This is a genomic window from Sphaerisporangium rhizosphaerae (assembly GCF_042665155.1).
Classification (GTDB): Bacteria; Actinomycetota; Actinomycetes; order Streptosporangiales; family Streptosporangiaceae; genus Sphaerisporangium; species Sphaerisporangium rhizosphaerae.
On the sequence record NZ_JBHTCG010000011.1, the window covers coordinates 42858 to 63522 of the forward strand.

The 20665-nt window shown below is 68.9% G+C and carries 15 protein-coding genes and 1 pseudogene; 7 read left to right on the plus strand and 9 right to left on the minus strand.

The annotated features are described in order from the left end of the window. Positions 1–11 precede the first annotated feature (11 nt). Positions 12–986 (plus strand): sigma-70 family RNA polymerase sigma factor, encoded by a 975-nt coding sequence (locus ACFQSB_RS18320; protein WP_380827855.1) that lies wholly within the window; start codon positions 12–14, stop codon positions 984–986. On the opposite strand, the gene ACFQSB_RS18325 is transcribed toward ACFQSB_RS18320, so the two are convergent. After that, positions 900–1373, minus strand: coding sequence for an STAS domain-containing protein (locus tag ACFQSB_RS18325; RefSeq protein ID WP_380827857.1), 474 nt, complete (start codon positions 1371–1373; stop codon positions 900–902). The genes ACFQSB_RS18320 and ACFQSB_RS18325 overlap by 87 nt on opposite strands. 1074 nt (positions 1374–2447) lie before the next feature. Here ACFQSB_RS18325 and ACFQSB_RS18330 point away from each other — a divergent pair. Next, the gene (locus ACFQSB_RS18330) at positions 2448–4529 is read left to right on the plus strand and encodes a PQQ-dependent sugar dehydrogenase (RefSeq protein ID WP_380827859.1); all 2082 of its coding nucleotides are present in this window, start codon (positions 2448–2450) and stop codon (positions 4527–4529) included. Between the two features lie 62 nt (positions 4530–4591). Here ACFQSB_RS18330 and ACFQSB_RS18335 read toward each other — a convergent pair. Then, a pseudogene (locus ACFQSB_RS18335) lies at positions 4592–5108 on the minus strand (IS5 family transposase); the annotation flags it as partial. A gap of 330 nt (positions 5109–5438) precedes the next feature. Here ACFQSB_RS18335 and ACFQSB_RS18340 point away from each other — a divergent pair. Then, positions 5439–5957 (plus strand): hypothetical protein, encoded by a 519-nt coding sequence (locus tag ACFQSB_RS18340; protein WP_380827860.1) that lies wholly within the window; start codon positions 5439–5441, stop codon positions 5955–5957. 496 nt (positions 5958–6453) lie between these two features. Here ACFQSB_RS18340 and ACFQSB_RS18345 read toward each other — a convergent pair whose 3' ends face one another. Both ACFQSB_RS18345 and ACFQSB_RS18350 read right to left on the minus strand, forming a co-directional pair. Then, complete coding sequence (locus ACFQSB_RS18345) at positions 6454–7035, minus strand: dihydrofolate reductase family protein (protein ID WP_380827862.1); 582 nt, start codon at positions 7033–7035, stop codon at positions 6454–6456. A gap of 65 nt (positions 7036–7100) precedes the next feature. Then, positions 7101–7940, minus strand: a complete 840-nt coding sequence (locus tag ACFQSB_RS18350; protein WP_380827863.1) for a helix-turn-helix domain-containing protein — start codon at positions 7938–7940, stop codon at positions 7101–7103. A 649-nt stretch (positions 7941–8589) separates the two neighbouring features. On the opposite strand from ACFQSB_RS18350, the gene ACFQSB_RS18355 reads away from it, so the two are divergent. After that, entirely contained in the window at positions 8590–10344 is a 1755-nt protein-coding gene (locus ACFQSB_RS18355; protein ID WP_380827865.1) for a glycoside hydrolase family 6 protein, read from the plus strand. Positions 10345–10508: 164 nt separating this feature from the next. Beyond that, positions 10509–11099: a helix-turn-helix transcriptional regulator gene (locus ACFQSB_RS18360; protein ID WP_380827867.1), complete on the plus strand. Its 591-nt coding sequence runs from the start codon at positions 10509–10511 to the stop codon at positions 11097–11099. A gap of 267 nt (positions 11100–11366) precedes the next feature. On the opposite strand, the gene ACFQSB_RS18365 is transcribed toward ACFQSB_RS18360, so the two are convergent. The 4 genes from ACFQSB_RS18365 to ACFQSB_RS18380 all read right to left on the minus strand — a co-directional run bounded on the left by ACFQSB_RS18365 (position 11367) and on the right by ACFQSB_RS18380 (position 17610). Continuing rightward, positions 11367–12194, minus strand: a complete 828-nt coding sequence (locus ACFQSB_RS18365) for an alpha/beta fold hydrolase (protein ID WP_380827868.1) — start codon at positions 12192–12194, stop codon at positions 11367–11369. Between the two features lie 198 nt (positions 12195–12392). Then, positions 12393–15089, minus strand: a complete 2697-nt coding sequence (locus ACFQSB_RS18370; RefSeq protein ID WP_380827870.1) for an RICIN domain-containing protein — start codon at positions 15087–15089, stop codon at positions 12393–12395. Between the two features lie 736 nt (positions 15090–15825). Then, the gene (locus tag ACFQSB_RS18375; RefSeq protein ID WP_380827872.1) at positions 15826–16923 is read right to left on the minus strand and encodes an aldo/keto reductase; all 1098 of its coding nucleotides are present in this window, start codon (positions 16921–16923) and stop codon (positions 15826–15828) included. Positions 16924–16959: 36 nt separating this feature from the next. After that, positions 16960–17610, minus strand: a complete 651-nt coding sequence (locus ACFQSB_RS18380; RefSeq protein ID WP_354921563.1) for a ScbR family autoregulator-binding transcription factor — start codon at positions 17608–17610, stop codon at positions 16960–16962. Positions 17611–17815: 205 nt separating this feature from the next. Here ACFQSB_RS18380 and ACFQSB_RS18385 point away from each other — a divergent pair, with 205 nt between their 5' ends. Then, complete coding sequence (locus ACFQSB_RS18385) at positions 17816–18916, plus strand: ScbA/BarX family gamma-butyrolactone biosynthesis protein (RefSeq protein ID WP_380827874.1); 1101 nt, start codon at positions 17816–17818, stop codon at positions 18914–18916. Continuing rightward, positions 18913–20013 (plus strand): acyl-CoA dehydrogenase family protein, encoded by a 1101-nt coding sequence (locus tag ACFQSB_RS18390; protein WP_380827876.1) that lies wholly within the window; start codon positions 18913–18915, stop codon positions 20011–20013. Before ACFQSB_RS18385 ends, ACFQSB_RS18390 begins: the two co-directional genes overlap by 4 nt. Here ACFQSB_RS18390 and ACFQSB_RS18395 read toward each other — a convergent pair whose 3' ends face one another. Further along, on the minus strand, positions 20014–20601 hold the full coding sequence (locus tag ACFQSB_RS18395; RefSeq protein ID WP_380827877.1) for a TetR family transcriptional regulator: 588 nt from the start codon (positions 20599–20601) through the stop codon (positions 20014–20016). Positions 20602–20665: the final 64 nt, after the last annotated feature.

Sequence of the window (20665 nt, forward strand, 5' to 3'; positions counted from 1 at the left end):
GGTTCGTCAGGGTGAGCGATGTGACGACCAGTGCACCGATCGAGTCACAGCTGGAGGCGTACCGGCCTGAGCTGACCGGCTACTGCTACCGGATGTTGGGGTCCGTCTTCGAGGCTGAAGACGCCGTGCAGGACACCTTGGTTCGCGCCTGGCGCGGTTTCGACCGGTTCGAAGGGCGCTCGGCGCTGCGGTCCTGGCTGTACCGGATCGCCACGAACGTCTGCCTGAATATGCTCGCCAGCGCTCAACTGCGGGCCCGTCCTATGGATCTCGGCCCGGCCGGGTCCGGCCGCGCTACCGACCCGGGCGAGCCGCGTCCCGACCAGATCTGGGTGGGCCCGGTACCGGACAGCCGGGTGCTGCCCGAGGCTGCTGATCCGGCGAACGTGGTCGCCCAACGCGAGTCGATCCGGCTGGCGTTCGTCGCCGCGCTGCAGCACCTGCCGCCGCGGCAGCGGGCCGTGCTGATCCTGCGGGAGGTACTGGCCTGGTCAGCCCAGGAGGTGGCCGACCTGCTCGACACCTCGGCACCCAGCGTCAACAGCGCCCTCCAACGGGCCCGGGCCGCCATCACCACTGCCGACACCGCCGACGTCCAAGCGCCGTTGGACGCCGAGCAGAAGGCGCTGCTGACGCGTTATGTGAAAGCGTTTGAAGACTACGACCTTGAGGCGCTGACGACGCTGCTGCACGACGATGCGACGCTGTCGATGCCGCCGTTTCCGCTGTGGCTGCGCGGTCACGACGACATCGTCGCCTGGATGGCCGGTACGGGCAGCGGCTGCCGCGGCTCGCGCCTGGTGCCTGTGGTGGCCAACGGCATGCCGGCGTTCGGGCAGTACCGGCCCAGCCTCAGTGGCTCCGGCCACGACCCGTGGGCGCTGATCGTGCTGGAGATCTCAGCGGGGCGAATCGCGGCGGTCAACAACTTCCTCGACACCATCCGCCTCTTCCCGCTGTTCGGACTGCCGGCCCGCCTCGAGTAACGCGTCGGTCAATCCAAGCAGGCGCACAAGCTCGACCAGGTTCGGACCGGCGCCGGTGACCATCAGACTCCAGCCATGCCGCCGTGCGGTCAAGCGCAACCGGGCCAGCGCCTCGACCGTTACCACGTCGGGATGGGCCACGTCGACCACGTCACAGACCACGACACCGCCACCTCGGCCGCGCACCAGCTCGGCGAGGTCGGCGCACAGGACAGGGATGTCCGCACGCGTGACCGTCGCACCGATGGCGAAGGAGGTCGTGGAGGCCGCCATGTGGATAGGACCGCCGGCAGTGTGGAAACTCATCGCCTCAGCGCCGAAAACTTCGGCACCGTCGGCCGGTTCCACCGGCGTGACCTTCCAAGTAGACACCGCGTATGTCAGCACCCGCTGCGACTACGTGCTAACTGGCAGCACGACCTCATCCGCCGTCGGATCCCCGAGCCCATTACCGTCTGGGAGGCGAAATAGAGCATCCGGTGGGATGAAGACGCCGCGCCGCTTCCGCCCTTCGGGTCTTGTGGCCTGTAGTACGGGTCGGCTTGCCATCGAATGACCCCGGTGAGATTCGGCGTGAGTGGGACATGCACGGGATGATCTTGCATGTGGCGTGAGCTGCGCATGGCGTTCGCGCAGCTCACAGCATAAATGTCACCCATACGGCCACCGCACTTTTAAAGCGGGTGCCGCAGGTTCGAATCCTGCCGGGGGCACTCTCCTGACCTTGCCATCCACCACCTGACCTGAAGATCCTCCCCGGGGCGACATGCACTCTTGTGCAGCCCCATGCCACTGAACGCAGTCCTGTTTCACTGGCCACGGCCTATCCACGGGATGATCTTGTCCGCATACCGAGTTAGAGGCTGCGCTCAGTAGCCGGTCCGGTGTGACTGCGTGTTCCCGCCCTCGTGCACCCGCTCCCTTCGCCGACCGCAGCGCGTGGATCATGTCCCTCGCGGTCTGGTCTGGTCTGGTTCGGGCAAAGGGGTTCGGGGAGCGGGCGGGCGGTGAATGTTTCATCTCGGGATCGATGATCTTCAGGTGGCGTCCCATGTGACGCAGAGGCACCACCCGCGGCCAAGCCCCACGTCAAGGCGCGGTCACCCGCGCGAGGCGCCCTCGTCGCCGGACCTGGCGTGCCGCCCGCCATCGGACGGCTTCGGTGAGCGGGCAATCCGATATGCCACATTCGTCGGGAGTCGTGACAATATTTCTGACAGCATTGTCAGAGAGATGCTGTTCATTCTTGATGGACTCTGTCGCATTTTGCTGGATCTGGCAGCGAACGGACCTCACGGGGTGCGGTCGGCGGCGCCGTACCCCGAGCCCGGGCCGCGCCGTCGCCGCAATGCGCCGGCCGGCTTCTCGGTGGTGACCGCGCACCGCGGTCCCGCCGGCGCCGCGCGAGACCCCTCCCCTGGCAACCCCACCCTCGAACGACCCCGGTAAGGACTGATACGAATGTTCGCCTTAACCACCCGCGGACGGCCGTGGCCGCGCGCTCTGGCCGCCTTCGTGGCCGCGCTCGCCTCGGTGGCCGCCATGATCGTGGCGAGCTCGACGCCCGCGTCGGCGGCCACCTCGACCGTGGTCGGCGTGGCGTCCGGCCGCTGCCTGACCGTGGCCGGCAACTCCACAACGCCAGGCGCCCGCGTCACCATCTACGACTGCAACGGGCAGGCGAGCCAGACGTGGACCTCCACCACGGCGGGAGAGCTCCGGGTGTACAGCTCCCCGAGGTGCCTGGACGTGGTCGGCCAGGACACCACGCCCCCGGCCACGCTGCAGATCTCCACCTGCACCGGGGCGGCCAGCCAGAAGTGGCGGATCAACTCCGACGGCAGCATCGTCGGCGTGCAGTCCGGCATGTGCCTGGACGTGAGCGGAGGCCGGACCACCAACAACACCCCGGTGCAGTTGTGGACGTGTAACGGGCAGAGCAGCCAGAAGTGGACGACGTCCACCGGAAGCGCCGACACCCAGCCTCCGACGGTGCCGGGCAACCCGCGGGTGAGCGGCCTGGTGTGCGACTCGGTCACGTTCGCGTGGAGCGCCTCCACCGACAACGTCGGAGTGGCGTTCTACGACGTCTACCACGACGGCCAGCTGATGAAGTCGGTGAGCGGAACCACCCTGTCCACCACCCTCACCGTGGTCCCCGGTTCGACGTGGGGTCTGTACGTCAACGCGCGCGACGCGGCGGGCAACGTCTCCCAGGCGAGCGCGACGGTCACGATCACGCCACCGCAGTGCCAGTCCGACACCCAGGCGCCCACCGCCCCGAGCCAGCTCACCGGCTCCGCGTCCGGCACCACGGTGACGTTGCAGTGGACCGCGGCCACCGACAACGTCGGGGTCCGCGCCTACCTCGTCTACCGCGGCGGTGCGCTGGTGGGCACGGTCACCGGCAACCCGCCGGCCACCACCTTCATCGACAGCGGGCTGTCGGCGAACACGAGCTACCAGTACTACGTGGTGGCCCGCGACGCGCAGTCCAACGTCTCGTCGCGCAGCAACACCGCGACCGTGACCACCGGCGGGGGGTGCGCCGACTCGGTGTGCGGGGTGACGCAGATCGCGACCGAGACCGACCTCCCGTGGGGTCTGCTCACGCTGCCCGACGGCACGATCCTCTACAGCCGCAGGGACGTCCACGACATCATCCACCTCGACCCGGCCACCGGGGCGAAGACCAACATCGGCACGGTGCCGAACGTCGACGACACCGACGGCGAGGGCGGCCTCATGGGGCTGGCCATCGCCCCCACCTTCGCCAGCGACCACTGGCTGTACATGATGCACACGACGTCGACCGACAACCGGATCGTCCGCATCAAGCTGGAGAACGACCAGCTCACCCTCAGTTCTGAGCAGATCCTGCTCACCGGGATCCTGCGCAACAAGTACCACAACGGCGGCCGCCTGCGGTTCGGCCCGGACGGCAAGCTGTACGCCAGCACCGGCGACGCCCAGAACGGCGACAACGCGCAGAACCTGAACGGCCTCAACGGCAAGGTCCTGCGGCTCAACCCGGACGGCACCGTGCCGTCGGACAACCCGTTCGGCACCTACGTGTGGAGCTACGGGCACCGCAACCCGCAGGGGCTGGCGTTCGACTCGCAGGGTCGGCTGTGGGAGCAGGAGTTCGGCAACTCCATCATGGACGAGACCAACCTGATCACCAAGGGCGGCAACTACGGCTGGCCGGCGTGTGAGGGGACGACGGGCACCTGCGGCACCGCCGGGTACATCGCGCCCAAGCGCACCTACCCCGTGGCGGAGGGCTCCTGCTCCGGCATCGCCATCGTGAGCGACGTGATCTACATCGCCTGCGAGCGCGCCACCCGGCTGTACCGCGTGCCGATCAGCGGGAGCAGCCTGCCCAGCGCGCAGGTGTTCTTCAACGGCACCTACGGCCGGCTGCGCACTGTGGAGCCCGCTCCCGACGGCGGCCTGTGGCTGACCACCAGCACCCAGGGCGACAAGGACGGCATCCCGAACAACGGAAACGAGAAGATCTTCCACGTCACGCTCGGCTCCTAGCCGGCACGACGGCGCGGCCGGTGGTCTTCGCGGACACGCGGACCACCGGCCGTCCGGCAGGCGCGGTCGGCATACAGCGTCTTGGGACGTCGGCGGGGCTTGCCGACCTTGCCGCGGACCGGCGGAATCGCCTCAATGAGAGGTATGAGCTGCAGAATGTCGTTGCGGTTGCCGCCGCCGAGGCTGACCGCCAGCGGGATGCCGTTCCCATCGGTGATCACATGGTGTTTCGAGCCGGTTTTGCCTCGATCGACCGGACTCGGGCCGGTTTTGGGCCCCCCTTGAGTGCTCGTACATGGGAGCCGTCGACCACCGCCTTGGACCAATCTAGGCGGTCAGCGGCATGCAACTCGGCCAGCAGTAGCTCATGGAGCTGGTTCCAGACGCCGGCCTGGTGCCAGTCGCGCAGCCGTCTCCAGCAGGTCATGCCCGAGCCGAAGTCCAGTTCCTGGGGCAAAACTCCCACGGGATCGCGGTGTAGAGCACGAAGAGAATCCCGCACAACGCCTTGCGGTCATCGATCCGCTTGCGCCCGGGATTGCGGTAGCGGCGTTCGATCGTCGGTAGCAACGGCTCGATGCGTTGCCAGACTCGTTCAAAGCGTCAGCGATCTTCCCGTTCGCCTGGAACCCTGACCTTCGACGTGGCGTAGACGTGCTGGAGTACTTCCACGCTATGGCCGGCGCGCTGAGCAATCTCGGTTGCCGGAACGCCTGCGTTGAGCCACGGCGAGACGGCCGCGTGCCGCAGGTCGTACGGCCGGAGCTGCCAACCGGGACGCCACCTGTTCCGGCGTGAACGCCAACTCCCTAGCCTGCTGCCACACGCGGGAGATCGCCGAAGCCGCGAACGGGCCGCCCTTGCTCGTGGGGAACAGCGGCCATCAGCAGCAACGCCGTACCGGTCTTCATGGAGGTCCACGGCTGGAGCGGCGCCAAGGCCAAGGTCACCCAGTCGTACGGCGTGGATCACCAACTGGGCATCGGCTTCAAGAACACCGTGGGACAGTGGTCGGGAGGCGGGTCGCGCAAGGTGGACCTCAACGCCGGCGCGGAGCGCGGCAACCTCATCAGCGTCTGGGCGTACAACAGGATCAACTACCGCGACTTCACCCGGGTGTGCGACAACGTGACCGGGCCGACCGAACGTCGACCGTACAGCGTGCACAGCCTGCTCACGAAGTTCACGAAGGCGAAAGCGGTGACCGAGCAGGACGGCCCGCTCACGGAACTCGGCCTCCAGTACGGGAAAAGCGGTGACGCCTCCGCACACGCCGAAGGCATCCGCCTCACCTACACCTCGGCGGGTCGGCAACGCACCGTCGACTTCGCCTTGGACGTCCGCCTGTGCGCGCCCGGTGACATGAGCACAAAGCAGTGTGCGGACATGTACGACGAAGTCGAGAAGCAACGCAAGTTGAAGGAATAGCCCACCGGGCGGCACGCGGCCGGATTCTCCCTGGGACGCCTGCCACGCTGACTTTCCCGCTCCAGTTCCGGTCGGCCGCTCCCTGACCTGAGCCGGCTCCCGAATGGCCGAATCACTGCGGCTGTTGAGCAGAGGGCAGGTCGCAACGGGTTACCGACAAATCGTCATCACGCCGGGTCCGTAACCATCACCGATGTCGCCGGATGCACTCAGCAGGCGCCGCGCGGAAAGCTCCACCGCAACTGACCTCGCATGTTGATCTGCCCGGTGGCGTGCCGCTCAACGGTCATCACTCAGGCCAAGTCCGTTCGGGGGTCGACCAAGATATGACGGAAACCGGCAACCAGTGATCTTGAGTTGAACTTGCCGCAGGTGAGGTGCTGGGGCGGATCAGCGTCGGCTGCGTGACCAGGGACAGCTATGCGCGAACGCAGCCGGAGGCCCGGTCTTGTGTCACCGGTCGCAGTGGACTTCTTCGCGTACCCGCTCAAATTGGTCAACGGTGCACCCGATAGCGCAGGTGAAGCACCCGGTTGCCCTGAATCGCCACGTCAGGATCCTCCAGCAGGTGCTGCGCGTGGACCGACCCGAAGTAGCGCTTGCCGGACCCGAACACGACGGGTACGACGTCCATGCGCACCTCGTCGATCAGGCCCGCGGCAAGCACCTGGCCACCGACGTCGCCGGCGGCGACCTCGACCATGCGGTCACCCGCGAGCTCCTGCGCCTTGGCCACGGCCGCCTCGACGCCGTCGACGAAGTGAAACGGCGCCTCGGGGTCCCAGCCCTCGGGCATCAGCCGGTGCGACACGACGACCACGTGGTCGATGCCGCTCGGCGGCTTGCCGCCCCAGCCGTCCGTGAGGTCGAAGACGTGGCGGCCGACGATCGTGACTGCGATCTGGTCCCAGTACGCCCGGGTGTAGTCGTAGGACGTCTGCGACACCTTCAGCTCGCCGCTCTCGTCCAACGGGACGTCACCGCTGGACAACCAGTCGAACAGCGGTCCGGGCTGGTCATTCTCGTCCGCGACGAAGCCGTCCACCGACACCGAGCTGTACATGACCACCTTGCCCACGGGGCTCTCCTCTGCTTCGGGGTGCCCCAAATTAGCGTGTCGTGAGCTGTCGCTCTTGTAAGAAATCAATCGGCCGGCAGCGGCCAGCCGTCCAACGCGTGGCCGGGATGTTCGCGCAGGAACCGCCGCCGGACTTCGACGTACCGGGTCGGCGTGAGCCCGGTGAACGCCCGGAACTCGTGGCCGAAGTGGGCCTGGTCGAAGTAGCCTGCGCCACCGGCGAGGTCGCCCCAGTCGATCGGTCCGGCGGGGTTGATCGCGAATACGGTGGCGGTGAAGCGGTAGGTGCGGGCCAGCCGTTTCGGCGTGACGCCGATGAGCTCCTTGAACCGCTGCGCCAGATGAGTGCTGCTGACACCGGCTGCCACGCTCAGGTCACCGATCGCCACCGCCCCGCTGGTCGCCGCGATGACGCTGCTCGTATGGCGGACCAGCCCCAGGCCGGTGGTCTCGCACAGCCGTCGCATCAGCTCCTCCTCGAGCAGCGTCAGCATCTCGTGCGGTCCGTCCGCCGTGGCCAGCCGGTCTCGCAGCTCAGCGATGGCGGGCCGGCCCCAAACCTGCTCTACCGTCACCGGCCGGTCACACAGCTCGGCCGCGGGCATCGGCAGGAACGGCGCCAGCCCCCACGGCTTGAAGTGCACGCCGACTGACCGGGTATGGAGTGGGTAGCCGAACTCGAACGCGCGGGTGGGCATGGTGACCACGCAGCCGTCGGCGTATTCGGCCGTCTCGATGTCCATGCCGGCGCGGATGCGGAACGGCGCCCCGAGGTTGACGATGAGCAACGCCGCCGGCATCGGCGGCAGCGTCAGCCGGGCGTACGGCGGCGCACCCTCCAGGTAGTAAAGGTCGTCGATCAGCCCGTCCAGCGGCGGACGCGGCACTCTGGACACGTACTCCACGCCCACACTATCGCCGACGCCCCGCCGGCATCGAGCGCCGGGATGGCCGCAGCCGGGGTCCGGCTGGAGATGCGGGAGGTCGGGGGCTGTTCGGCCTGCCGTAGCGCCGTCCCGCTGATTCGCCGGATCCGGTCCCGGGCCGGTGGCTCGATCCGCTCTTCCCGCAGATGCGCCGGCAGCTCGGCGCGAACCCCGGTCGACCTGCCGCTCCTTCTCGCACACCTCCGCGGCAAGCCACGCCGCGGCCTTGTCGGAATCTGGCCGCGCGTGGGGAGTGCCCGAGGAACCTGATGCGGTTCCTGGAAGACGCGCACCGGGTGGGGCTGCTCCGCGTGGTCGGCCCGGTCTGCGAGTTCCGCCATGCCGACCTGCGGGATCACCTCGCCGGTCGGTCGAAGGGGTGAAGCTTTCAGGAGGGCAGGTGGGTGGCGGAGCCGGTAACGGTGTCCTTACCGAGCTAGGAGGGCTGATCGCGGCCGGGTGACTGGTCGCGGGGGCTTAGCGGGCGGGTGTGCGGTGTACAGGCGTGCGGGATGGGCGAATCGTGGTGGTCGCCCCCCTCTCTGCCTTGGGGGTTTTCCGTGGCCCGGCCTTGAGGAGGCACAACGTGGTGGTGCGGTGGAGGACGCGGTACCGAGGGACCTTGGCGATGGTCGCGGGAATGGTGGCGTGCGCGGTGGTGGCGGTGGCCATGCCCGCGCTGGCGGCGATGCCGCCGGCCACGTGCCGGGTGACGTATGCGAAGACCTGGGACAGCAGCGGACGGTTCGGGGCGAGCGTCACCATCGAGAACATGGCTTCGCGGATCACTTCGTGGCGGCTGACGTTCACCTGGCCGGGGGAACAGCGGGTGGACAACGGGTGGTACGCGACGTGGAGCCAGTCGGGCAGGAACGTGACGGCGGTGAATCTGCCGTACAACGGGACGCTGGACCAGGGGCAGCGGATCACGCTGGGCTTCAACGGGTCGTACACCGGCACGAACCCGCCGCCCGCGCTGTTCCTGCTGAACGGCGTCGGCTGCCTCGGCCCCAACCCGCCGGTGACCCCGACGCCCACCCCGACCCCGACGCCCACACCCACACCGACGCCCACGCCCAGTCCCACCCCGACGCCCACGCCCACGCCCACACCGGATCCCGCGCGGGTCGACAACCCGTACGCCGGGGCCGACGGGTACGTCGACCCCACGTGGTCCGCCGCGGCGGCGGGTGAGCCCGGCGGGGCGGCGGTGGCGCGGACCTCGACCGGTGTGTGGCTGGACCGGGTGTCCCGCATCGCGGGCACCTCCTCGGCACCTGGACTACGGGCGCACCTCGACGAGGCGGTGCGGCAGGACGCCGCGAACGGCGCGACGCCGCTCACCATCCAGATCGTGCTGAACGACCTGCCGGACCGCAACTGCCTGCGGTACGCCAGCACCGGCGACTTCACCATCGCGGCGGACGGCCTCAACCTGTACCGCGCCAGGTACGTCGACCCGATCGCCTCGATCCTCGCCGATCCGGCCTACCGGCGGTTGCGCATCGTCGCGGTGGTCGAGCCGGACTTCCTGCCGGGCCTGGTGCTGCCCACCGGCACCATGTACACCATCAACTGCGAACCGGTCCGCGCCAGCGGCGTCTATCCGACAGCCGTGCGGTACGCCTTGAACCGCCTGTACGGCATCCCCAACGTGTACACCTACCTCGACGCGTCCACCCACGGGAGGATCGGCTGGGCGGACGACTTCGGCGCGGCCGCCGAACTGCTGGCGAGCATCGGCAATGCCACCGGCGACGGCCTGCCGCTCGTGCACGGCTTCACGGTGAACACCGCCGACTGGGCCGCGCTCACCGAGCCGTTCTTCACCCCCTCCACGGTGATCTTCGGGACGCCGGTGAAGTGGACGCGCTGGGTGGACTGGAACGACTACGTGGACGAGCTGTCGTTCGCCCAGGCGTTCCGGAACCGGCTGATCGCCGCCGGATTCCCGCCCACCATCGGCATGGTGATCGACACCTCCCGCAACGGCTGGGGCGGCCCGGCCCGCCCGACGGCGCCGAGCACCTCCACCGACGTGAACACGTTCGTCGATCAGTCCCGGATGGACCGCCGTGTCTCCCCCGCCAACTGGTGCAATCAGACCGGCACCGGGCTCGGCGAGCGGCCGCGGGCCGATCCCGCGCCCGGCATCGACGCCTATGCCTGGATCAAGCCGCCCGGTGTCTCCGACGGGGCCAGCGCGGCGAACGTCGTGCCCAACCCGGAGAACATCCCGTTCGACCAGCGGTGCAACCCGCTGTTCTCGGAGCCGCGCGGCGCGTACGTGCCGGGCCAGGCGCTGCCGAACGCCCCGGTGGAGGGGCAGTGGTTCCCCGCGTTGTTCCGGCAGCTCCTGGTCAACGCCTACCCGCCGCTGTAGCGGTCAGACCGGCGCGGTCGTCCTCGCCCTCTGGCGGGAGAGCAGCCACCAGAGGGCGAGCTGCACCACGGCGAGCGTGAGGGCGAACGGCATCGGCGTCCACACGCCGACGCCCCTAGGCGATCGCGCCGGCCACCCACGGGAACGGCAACCGCATTGCACGCGTGGTCGGCTTCCACCACAAACGTCATCATGAGGAGATGGAGGAGTGGGCGAAGCTGATCGAGGCGATCGCGCAGTTGCTAGGTGCGGTCGTCTGGCCGGTGGCGATCGTGCTTGGTGTACGCATGATCATGCGTCGTCATCGGGACGCCTTCGAGCGCCTTATTGACCGCGTGCGCAGCTTGAGCTATCCCGGGGGCCAAGTCGACCTCGCGGACCTGACCGTCGAACAAGAGCGGCAGGTCGAGCACCTTGTCGAGCGGGCCGGCGTGGAGTCACTCAGCCACGAGGAACGTGAGGGGATCGTACGGCAGCTCATGCTGGAGGCCGAGCGGCTTGGTGGCCTGCGCCTGCTGTCCGAGGCCGATCTCACCCCGTTGGAGCGCGAGGTGCTGGACCTGCGGACGAGCGGCCTGAGCCGCGACGAGATAGCGGCGCGGCTCCGCCTGAGCAAGGCCCGGGTATCGGAGGTGCTGCGCACGAGTCGGGTGCAATTCGGCATGAGCAGCGAGCTTGATCTACTGCACTACTTGCGCCGCAGGAACGTCCCCTCAACGTCTGCCACGGATCTGGAAACCCCGTCTCGGGAGTAGCCCGCTTGGTTGATCACGGCAAGGGCCAGGCCAGTGCGGGCGGGCGGCATCGCGCGAGCAAGTGATGCAGTGGCCGACGGTCCGGCGCAGCACTCCCATGGGGGGTTCTGCGCCCCGTCGGATCGGACCCGGTACCGGCGGCGTCGGACGGCTCAGCAATGCCGCGCGGGCCAAGGGGAACGCCCATAGGGCGACACGGTTGCCGATCGTCGTGGATGTCGCGTCGTGCCGCCCGGCTACGTCACATGCGGATGCGCGGTCGGTCGGTTAGCCGGCGAGGAAAGCCTCGATCGTCTGGGTGAAGGTATTCGGGGCGGTGACCCAGGGGTAGTGGGCGCCGGGGAGGACGGTGCTGGTTCCTTGGGGGAAGATCGCGGCTAGTTCGGCCGCGTGTGTGGGGGTTGGTCCTGGGTCGTGCTCGCCGGCGATCACCAGGACCGGTGTGGTGAGCTTCGCCAGGTTCGCTCGGGTCCGCTCGGCGGAGGGCATGTCGGTGTGGAAGCGCTTCGCCGCCTCGGCCGAGCGGTCGGCGAACCGTGTGGCGTGCGCTTCGGCGGCCTCGTTCCAGGGACTGTAGAAGAACGGCTGCGCCCTCAGGCGCCGGCTCTCGTCGCCGGCGTCCCACGCTTTGAGGTCCGGCAGTCTGCTCTCGTACCAGCTCTCGTCGGCTCGGGCCTCGATCTGGGCGGACCACTGCTCATCGGTGATCTCGATCCCCACCGGGTGCACGGTCGGTGTGACCAGCACCAGGTGTCCTATGCGTTCGGGATGCCGGGCCGCGTACAGCAGCGCCAGCCCTCCGGCCGCCGAATGCCCGAGCAGGTCCATCCGCTCGAGTCCCAGACGCACACGCAGCGCCTCGACGTCCGCGACCATGCGGTCCATCGCGTAGGTGTCCGGGTCGCGTGGCGCCGCCGATTCGCCGGTTCCCCGGTTGTCCAGCAGGAACAGCCGACGCCGCGCCGACAGGCCGCCGAGGTCTCCCAGGTATCGCGAGGACCGCCCCGGTCCGCCCGGCAGGCAGACCAGCGCCGGTCCTTCTCCCCGTTCATGACAGACGAGCACGGTCCCGTCGTATGACGCGAATCTGATCATCCCGCCATCCTCGCATCGCAGCCTGTTCGTCGCGGTCGGCGAAAGGGGGCCCGGTGGCACGGGGCGCCCGCCCCTCGCCCCCGGACGGCCGCTGTCGGGTGACCTCGGGAACGCTGAAGGCCCCGGGCGTTGCCGGGGCCTTCAGGAGGGGCCTTCAGGAGGGGCCTTCAGGAGGGGCCTTCAGGAGGGGCCTTCAGGTCAGCTGCGCAGGGTCCACTGCTGGTTCGTGCCGCTGTTGCAGGCCCACAGGATGAGCTTGGTGCCGTTGGCGGTGGCGCCGCCGTTGGCGTCAAGGCACAGGCCGGACTGGACGCCGGTGATGGTGCCGTTGGAGTTGACGTTCCACTGCTGGTTGGTCTGGTTGTTGCAGTCCCAGATGATCACCTGGGTGCCGTTCGAGGTGCCCTGGTTGTTGGCGTCCAGGCACTTGCTGCCGAACACCTGCAACTGCTTGCCCGAGGTGTAGGTCCACTTCTGGTTGGTGGCGCCGTTGCAGTCGTACAGCTGGGCCTGGGCGCCGTTGGTCGCCGAGGCGCCGGTGACGTCCACGCATCGGCCCGACTGGGTACCCACGATCGAGCCGCTCTGCTGGCCGGTCCCGCCGCCGTTTCCCTGCCTGACGAGCGACTTGGACTCGGCCGATCGGTTCCCCTGGGCGTCCACGACGTAGAGCCGGTACTCACCGTTCGTGGTCGGGACGGCGATGGAGGTCGCGGTCCCGCCCGCCCTGGTCATCGTGGCGCCCGCGGTGAAGGTCGTCGTGCCCGAGGGGGCCAGCCACACCGACTTGCTCGCGTCGCCGGCGCTGCGGATCGGGATCGAGGTCACCCCGGCGGCGACGAACGTGCTGGCGGGCAGGACGTAGTCCGACTGGGAGACGCTGCTCTGCGGGATGACGTTCTTGTACGCCTCCTCCGGTCCGGAGTTCACGGCGATGCCGTAGGCCTGCGACGGCCAGACGTAGTCGGAGGACACCAGGATGTCCTGGACCGTGCTGTTCGGCAGGTTCTTGTTGGAGACCTTGTTCACCGGGCCGTAGGTCTGCGTGATGCTCAGGTCGTGCTTACGGCCGAAGTCGTCGGAGTTGATGAGCCAGGTGACGTTCTTGTCCACGCTGAGGACGTTGTCGCGGAAGGTGATGTACGCCGAGCCCTCGTCCGGGTGGAGTCCGTACTTGTGGCCGGACGGGACGCCCTGCAGGTAGTTGTTGGTGATCGTGGTTCCCGGCTGGCCGCCCAGCGTGTAGATGGGGGCCGTGTCGCCGAGGCGCTGCACCGTGTCGATGATGTGGTTGTAGCTGATGTTGTTGTTCTTCGCCGTGCTGGTCGGCCGGTTCGGCGCGATGGAGCCTGACGATCCGTCGAAGTTCCACCACCCCCAGCCGAGCGTGATGCCGGACCACGAGGTCTTCTCGATGCGGTTGTGCTGGATGGTCAGGCCGTCGGCGAAGTACGCCGAGATGGGGCTGTGCCCGTTGAACAGCACGGCGCTGTCGTAGATGTAGTTGTTCTTGATCGCGATGTTCTTGGGCGCGCCTTCGGCCTGCGCGGTGTACTTCTCGTGGTTGGTCGAGGTGTAGTCCCCGATGTAGACGTGCTGGGGGTGTCCCACGGTGATCGCCGATCCGGCGATGTCGTTGGTGTAGTTGCCGATCAACTGCGTGTTCACCACGTCGTTGACCATGTTGATCCCGTCGACGCCGGTGTGCTGGACCCGGTTGTTCTGCAGGATGAGCCCGTCGGTGTTCTCGACCTGGATGGCGCCGGGCGCCACATCGACGTTGCGGTAGTAGTAGGCGTGGAAGTTCTGCTTGGCGTAGACCTGCGCACCGAGGTTGCCCTGCTGGGCCTGCTTGAACACCGAGCCGGCCACGTTGAACAGGTTCCAGTCGGAGTGCTGCACCGTCAGGCCGGAGATGGTGATGTTACGGGCGCGACTGCTCGTGGAGGTGCCGGCGACCTTGATCAGGGTGGACACGTTGTTCGGCGCCCAGACCGACGCGGTGGTCATGTCCTCCGAGCTCGCCTTGTAGTAGTACAGCGTCCGGCTGGTCTTGTCGAAGTAGAACTCGCCGGGCGAGTCGAGGAACTCGTAGGCGTTCATGACCTTGTGGGTGCCGCCGACCTGGGCGTTGCCGTTGAAGGCGCCCTGGGCGATGGCCGCTCCCGGCTGCTGGAACAGGGCCACGCGGTTCGAGCCGTCGGTGGTGACCTGCCGGACTCCCACGATGGCCGTGGTCCAGGTCGTCGCGGTCTCTATTTCGATGTCGTCCTGGTTGGCGGCGATGGCGGGAAAGTCGCTCTGGCTGTACTTCGAGCCGGCGCACTGCGAACCCGATTCCCACGCCCAGGACGCCTGGCCCGCCGTGACGTTGTAGGTTCCGTAGCACCCGGCCGAGTTGATCGTCTTGGAGGCCATGTACGCCCGCTTGTCGTTGACATAGAGCGCGCGGAGCTTGTTGCCGCGGTTCAGCGGGGCTTTCCAGATGTTGCCGCTGTGCTGGCTCCAACCGGTCACCTGGACGCCTCCGGTGAGGACCGGCGTCTCGTTCTGGTAGGCGGCGTAGATGACCCGGTAGCCGTTGGTGCCGGAGTCGGCCGCCGTGAGGTCGATCGTGCTGCTGACCGAATACGTGCCCCCGCGGACATATACGTAGATGTCGCCCGTCATGTTGGCGTTCACCGTACGGACGACGTCCCTCGCGTGCTGCAGGGTCCTGAACGGCTGCGTGATCGTTCCAGGGTCGCCGTCGTTGCCGTCCGTGGCGACGTAGTAGGTCGCCTGGGTCGCCGCGGAGGCCGCGGTACTACCTGCGAAGGTCGGCAGCAACACGGCGGCGACGAACACCGCGAGCGCTGCTAACGCCTTCCCCGTGGTGGACAGGGCTGACTTCACGCTCTGTTCCTTTCGCTGGTTCCGAGCAGATGTGTTCGCCGCGCGAGCACCCCGCCGTAGCAGAATTCATCTGGATGTGCGGTTCTCTCCGGTCGTGCGCACCGGGCGTTCGCCTCAGGCGGCTCATGGGCCTCACGTACGCGAAGGACGGGCTCGCCGGTGCCGCAGGAGCCCTGGTCGTCCGCCCCGACGCCCCGCTGACGAGGGTCACCGCCGCCCGGGGGCGAAAGGTCTCCTCATAACACGCCCCAAGAATCCGCGACGGACGTGGATTACCATCGTGTGACCCCGTAACGTATAACGTATGCCGAGTGACGTCTGGGAGTAATGTCGCATTAACCCGGGTGTCTGGCAACAGGTGTGGGAGTGGACAAAGCGCACCTTCGTCCACCCGAATGCCACGACGCCGGGTGCTCTTCCGCGCCACGGTGGATTCCCCGTGAGTCGCGGTGGCACCCCGCCCGACACGCCTACGGCGCGACCTGACGGCTCGGGATCCTGATCTGCCAGGTCATGGCCGGTGTCTTCATCGCGGCGCCGGTCGCCGGCGGCCCGGCGCGAGCCTCCACGCGGTGCCCGCGCCGCACCGGATCCCTGCCGGACCGGCCCGCGTTCCGGGCGGAACGAGGGAGAAAATCGCTGACGTCAGCGGTGGTGAACCACGTACGCTGATGTAACTTTCAGCAACGCGAGTGATCACGTTCGACGGGGACATGCGGCAGGTGTGCGCCCGGTGTCATTCGCGGGCGGTCGCCGTGGAGGTCATGTCCGCGTACCGGGCGCCGGCGACCTTGGCCGCCAGAGGTTCGAGTGCGGTGAGCTCGCCGTCGGACAGGGTCAGGGTGGCGGCTTCGACGTTCTGGCGGAGGCGGCCGGGGGAGCGCGTGCCGGGGATGGGGATGACGGTCAGACCGTGGACGCGGGAGCGCTGGTGCACCCAGGCGAGGGCGACCTGTGCGGGGGTGACGTCGCGGCGCGCGGCGATGTCGCGGACGGGTTCGAGGAGCGCGGCGTTCGCGTCGGCGTGCTCGCCGGTGAACCGTGGCATCGTCAGCCGGACGTCGCCCGCGCTCAGCCGCTGAGCCCCGGCGCTCAGCCCTTGAGCACCAGCGCTCAGCCCTTGCACGCCGGCGCTCAGCCCTTGAGCCCCGGCACTCAGCCCTTGGGCGCCGGTGAACGATCCGGTGAGAAAGCCCCGGCCGAGGGGTGAGTAGGCGACGAGAGCCACGCCGAGCTCCGCCGCCGCCGGGACCACGGAGGTTTCGATGTCGCGGGTGAACAGCGACCATTCGGACTGCAGGGCGGCGATCGGGTGCACGCCGTGTGCCGCGCGCAGTTCGGGCCCGGTCATCTCGGACAGGCCGAGGTACCGCACCTTGCCCTCCTGCACCAGCTCGGCCATGGCGCCGACCGTCTCCTCGATGGGGACGGACGTGTCGCGGCGATGTGCGTAGTAGAGGTCGATCTGGTCGATGCCGAGGCGCTTCAGGCTCGCCTCGGCGCTCTGGCGTACGTACGCGCGGTCGCCGCGGACCCGGCTCCAGGACTTCTCGCCCGCTCGCCGGACGATGCCGAACTTGGTGGCGAGGAAGACCCGGTCGCGGTGGGCGCGGACGAACGGGCCGAGGAAACCCTCGTTGTCGCCGTCGCCGTAGAGGTCGGCGGTGTCGAACATGGTGACGCCCAGGTCAAGGGCGATCTGCAGGGTTCTCCGCGCCTCGTCGGGCGCCGTCGGTCCGTAGAACTCGCTGAAGCCCATGCAGCCGAGCCCCTGGGCCCCGACCAGCGGGCCGCCGGTGCCGAGGGGAACTGCCGGGAGGATCGAAGCAGACATTGCGGAGGTCTCCTTGAGTGGCTCCCGGCGGATGTCCTACTGCGGGGAGGCGGCGATGGAGGGGTAGAGCAGGCGGCTCATCTCCGCCCAGCGGCGGGGCAGGTCGGCGCGCCGGTTGAGGACGTCGCACAGGTGCTGCAGACCGAAGAACGCCGACACCAGGATGTAGGCGGCGGATTCGGGGTCCATGCCCTCGCGGAGCTGGCCGGCGCCGCTCGCCTTCGCCAGCAGCGTCGAGAGCGTGGAGATCCACTCGACGTACGGCTCGGGCAGGGTCGTGTCGGACAGCGAGCGCTCGGCCTGGATCCTGGCTCCGGCCTTGACGATGTCGTCCTCGAAGAACTTGTCGGCGGCATTGGCCAGTAACGCCTGAACGGTCTCCATCGGGGGCAGTCCCATGGCATGCGCCTCGTCGATGCGTATGCGCCAACGGTTGTACAGCTCGCGAACGATCTCGGCGGCGATGTCCTGCTTGTCGCGGAAGTGGAAGTACACCGCGCCCTTGGTCATGCCGACCTGTCTGGCGATGTGGTCGATAGAGGTGTGCGGGTATCCACGGTCGGCGAACAACTCGGCCGCCGCGGCGAGGATCTGGGCCCTGGTCTGAGCGGCCCGCGCCTGCTGAGGCGCGTTGCGGGGCGGCGCCTGGTGGGCGATGGTGGCTCTGGTAGTGCCATTCCTACTCACGGGCGTGATCCGTTCTGTGCGACTCCCGTCCAGCATACCGCCTTCCCGGTATGTTCTGCCTCTACCCCTAGTGTACATCGCCAGTTCATGGGCATACTCGCCCAGGCATTACAAAATATACCTTCACGGATGTATATTTCACTTGTTGGCCTTCGACCACTCTCCACCCGCGACTGCGCAAGATCCTGATCAAAGGGGGTAGGAAATGAATGCTCAACTGACGGCGGAACAGGTCCGGCCGCCGACCTCCCAGCAGTCGTCGTCCCCGAACACCCGGGGCCGGGACGACATGCCTGAACCCGACCGCGACGTGCACTTACCCGGCCCGCAGTTACCCGGTCCCCACTTACCCGACGCGCACTTACCCGGCCAGCGCTTCGTCTCACGCGAACTGGTCCACAAGGCCGCGGCCGAGCACGTGCTGCTCACCGACGGCGTCCGGCATGCGCCGGACACTTTCCTCATCGCCGCCACGCTACCGCGCGACCACTGCCTCTACGAGCAGGACGACTGCGGCCGGATCGATCCGATGCTGCCGATTGAGGCGTTCCGGCAGGCCGCCTACTACGTCCAGCACCGCTTCTACGAGGTGCCCGAGACGCACAAGTTCATCCTCGGCGGGGTCACCCTCGACATCGGCGAAGCGACGCTGCCCACCGGTACCTCGCGGCTCCCGCTCGGCCTGCGGGTCACCTGCACCCCCACCGCCAAGTCGACCCGCCGCCGGCTGTGCATGCGGCTGGACGTCGAGCTCAGCGTGGCCGGAGAGGTCTGCGGGCGCGGCAGCCTTCTCTCCCAGGCGGTGGATCCGCGCATGTACCAGGCGATTCGCGGCCGCAAGCCGGCGCCGGCGCCGGCGCCGACCACATCCCACCCCTTCATCGGGTACCCGCTCTTCCCCGGCGAGGTCGGCCGCCGCCGCAAGGAGGACGTGCTGCTGGCCGACGACGGCGACCCCGGCGGCCGGCTGCTGCAGCTCGACCAGAGCAACACCGAGATGGTCGACCACGCGGTGGACCACGTGCAGGGCATGGTGGTGCTGGAGGCGTTCCGGCAGGCCGCGCTCGCCGCGACCCGGCCGCTCACCGGTCGCCGGGCCTCGCTCACCGGTCTGCGCGCCGAGTTCGCACGGTTCTGCGAACTCGACGCCCCGGTCCGGATCGCCGCCACGCCGCAGGCCGGCCGTCCCGGTGCGGACCGGATGGCGGTCCGCGTCCTGGCCGAGCAGGACGGCGAGGAGGTCGCCGCCGGCACGATGGAGCTCCGGCTGGGCCCTGACACCACCAGTGGACAGGACCGCCGATGACGCTGACCCCGACCTCTCCGGACCACCGTCTGGACGTGACCGAACTCGTGGACCGCGCGGCCCGGCACGCTGCCGAGGTGGACGGTTCCCGCCGGCTTCGCCGCGAGTCGGTGGCCGCGCTGGTGGAAGCGGGATTCCCCCGGCACTTCGTCCCCAGCCGGTGGGGCGGGACGGCCGGAGGCTTCGCGCCGCTGGTGGAGGCGGCGATCGCGGTGGGCGAGAGCTGCCCGGCGACCGCGTGGTGCGCGACCCTGTTCGCCGCCCACGGACGAATCGCCGCCTATCTGCCCGAGCAGGCCCGGGAGGAGATATGGGGCCGGGGCCCGGACACCCTGATCGCCGCCTCCGTCATGCCGCCGTCGGGTCAGGCCACGCCCGTGCCGGGCGGCTGGCTGCTGCGGGGCGAGTGGGGCCGGGCCAGCGGGGTGGACTTCGCCGACTGGGTGCTGCTCGCCGGCACGGTGCGGGACGGCGGCGGGGAGACGGTACGGATCTTCGCCGTCCCGGCCGGGGACTGCCTGGTCAAGGACACCTGGCGGGCCGACGGCCTGCGGGGGACGGGGACCAACACGGTGGTCCTGACCGGCACGTTCGTCCCCGGGCACCGCTCGGTCGCGTTGCCGGAACTGCTCGGTACCGGGCGCGCCGGGCAGGCGCCCTGCCACAACGTCCCCTACACGCTGGTCGCGTCGGTGATGTTCGCCGGCCCGCTGGTCGGAGCCGCCCTGGGTGCGGTGGCGGACTGCGTCTCCACCGCGGGCGCGCGCCTGCCGTCGGATCCGGACGCCCGGCAGGCGCTCGCGCGGTCCTCGCCGGAGGCGTCCGCCGCCCGCCTGCTGCTCCATGAGGCCGCCGGCCGCGCCGACCGGGGCATGGTCGACGCGCGGACCGTCGCGCAGAACCGGTGCGACGCGGCGGTCGCCGCGGAGCTCTGCGTCAGCGCCGTCGACCGGCTGTTCGCCGCGCGCGGCGGCCACGAGCTGTCCGAGGATGATCCGGTGCAGCGCCGGTGGCGGGACGTCCACACCGGCGCCGGTCACGGCGCGCTGCGCCTCGCCCCGGCCGCCGACGCGTACGCGAAGGCCGTCCTCGGCTGACTAGGCCGTGTCCGGGCCGCCGCCCCGCGGCCCGGACGCCGCCTCCCACAGGTCGTCGAACCGGCGGGCGGCATCGGCGTCGTTGCGCGGAGCGGGATGGGGGATCTCGAAGAACACCGTCATCAGCAGCCGGGCGACGGCTTCGGGGGGGAACCTGCTCGTCACCCGGTTCTCCGCGTGCGCCCGCGCCACGGCGCGGGTCAGCGACAAGGAGATCCGTTCGACCAGCCCGAGGGCGCGCCGGTCCAGCTGCGGAGCCTCCACCGCGAGCCGCAGGGCGGACCTGGCCAGCGGGTCCCGGCGCAGGTGCCGGGTGAGATCGAGCATCGTCTCCCGCAGTGACAGCAGCGCCGCCGTGCCCTCCAGGCGCCGTTCCGCACGCGCGATCAGCTCGTCCCCGGCCTCCTCGATGAGGGCGGCCGCCAGCTCTTCCTTGGAGGAGAAATGACCGTACAGTGCACCTTTGGTCATACTGGTGCGTTCGACCACGTTGAGCAGCGTTGTGCCGTTGTAGCCGTGTGCGGCGAACTCCTCCGCCGCCGCGGCGAGCACAAGCGCCCGGGTCCGGACTGCGCGCTTCTGAGTCACTGCGTCCTCTCTTGGGGCAGATGAGGAGAAAAAAACCTTTGCGAAGGTATGTTTTGGGGAGCCA

Coding starts and splice junctions, on each gene's coding strand:
- ACFQSB_RS18340 (WP_380827860.1), top strand. CDS start 5,439: ATGGAGGTCCACGGCTGGAGCGGCGCCAAGGCCAAGGTCACCCAGTCG.
- ACFQSB_RS18390 (WP_380827876.1), top strand. CDS start 18,913: ATGACGCTGACCCCGACCTCTCCGGACCACCGTCTGGACGTGACCGAA.
- ACFQSB_RS18365 (WP_380827868.1), bottom strand. CDS start 12,194: ATGATCAGATTCGCGTCATACGACGGGACCGTGCTCGTCTGTCATGAA.
- ACFQSB_RS18330 (WP_380827859.1), top strand. CDS start 2,448: ATGTTCGCCTTAACCACCCGCGGACGGCCGTGGCCGCGCGCTCTGGCC.
- ACFQSB_RS18355 (WP_380827865.1), top strand. CDS start 8,590: ATGGTCGCGGGAATGGTGGCGTGCGCGGTGGTGGCGGTGGCCATGCCC.
- ACFQSB_RS18385 (WP_380827874.1), top strand. CDS start 17,816: ATGAATGCTCAACTGACGGCGGAACAGGTCCGGCCGCCGACCTCCCAG.
- ACFQSB_RS18375 (WP_380827872.1), bottom strand. CDS start 16,923: ATGTCTGCTTCGATCCTCCCGGCAGTTCCCCTCGGCACCGGCGGCCCG.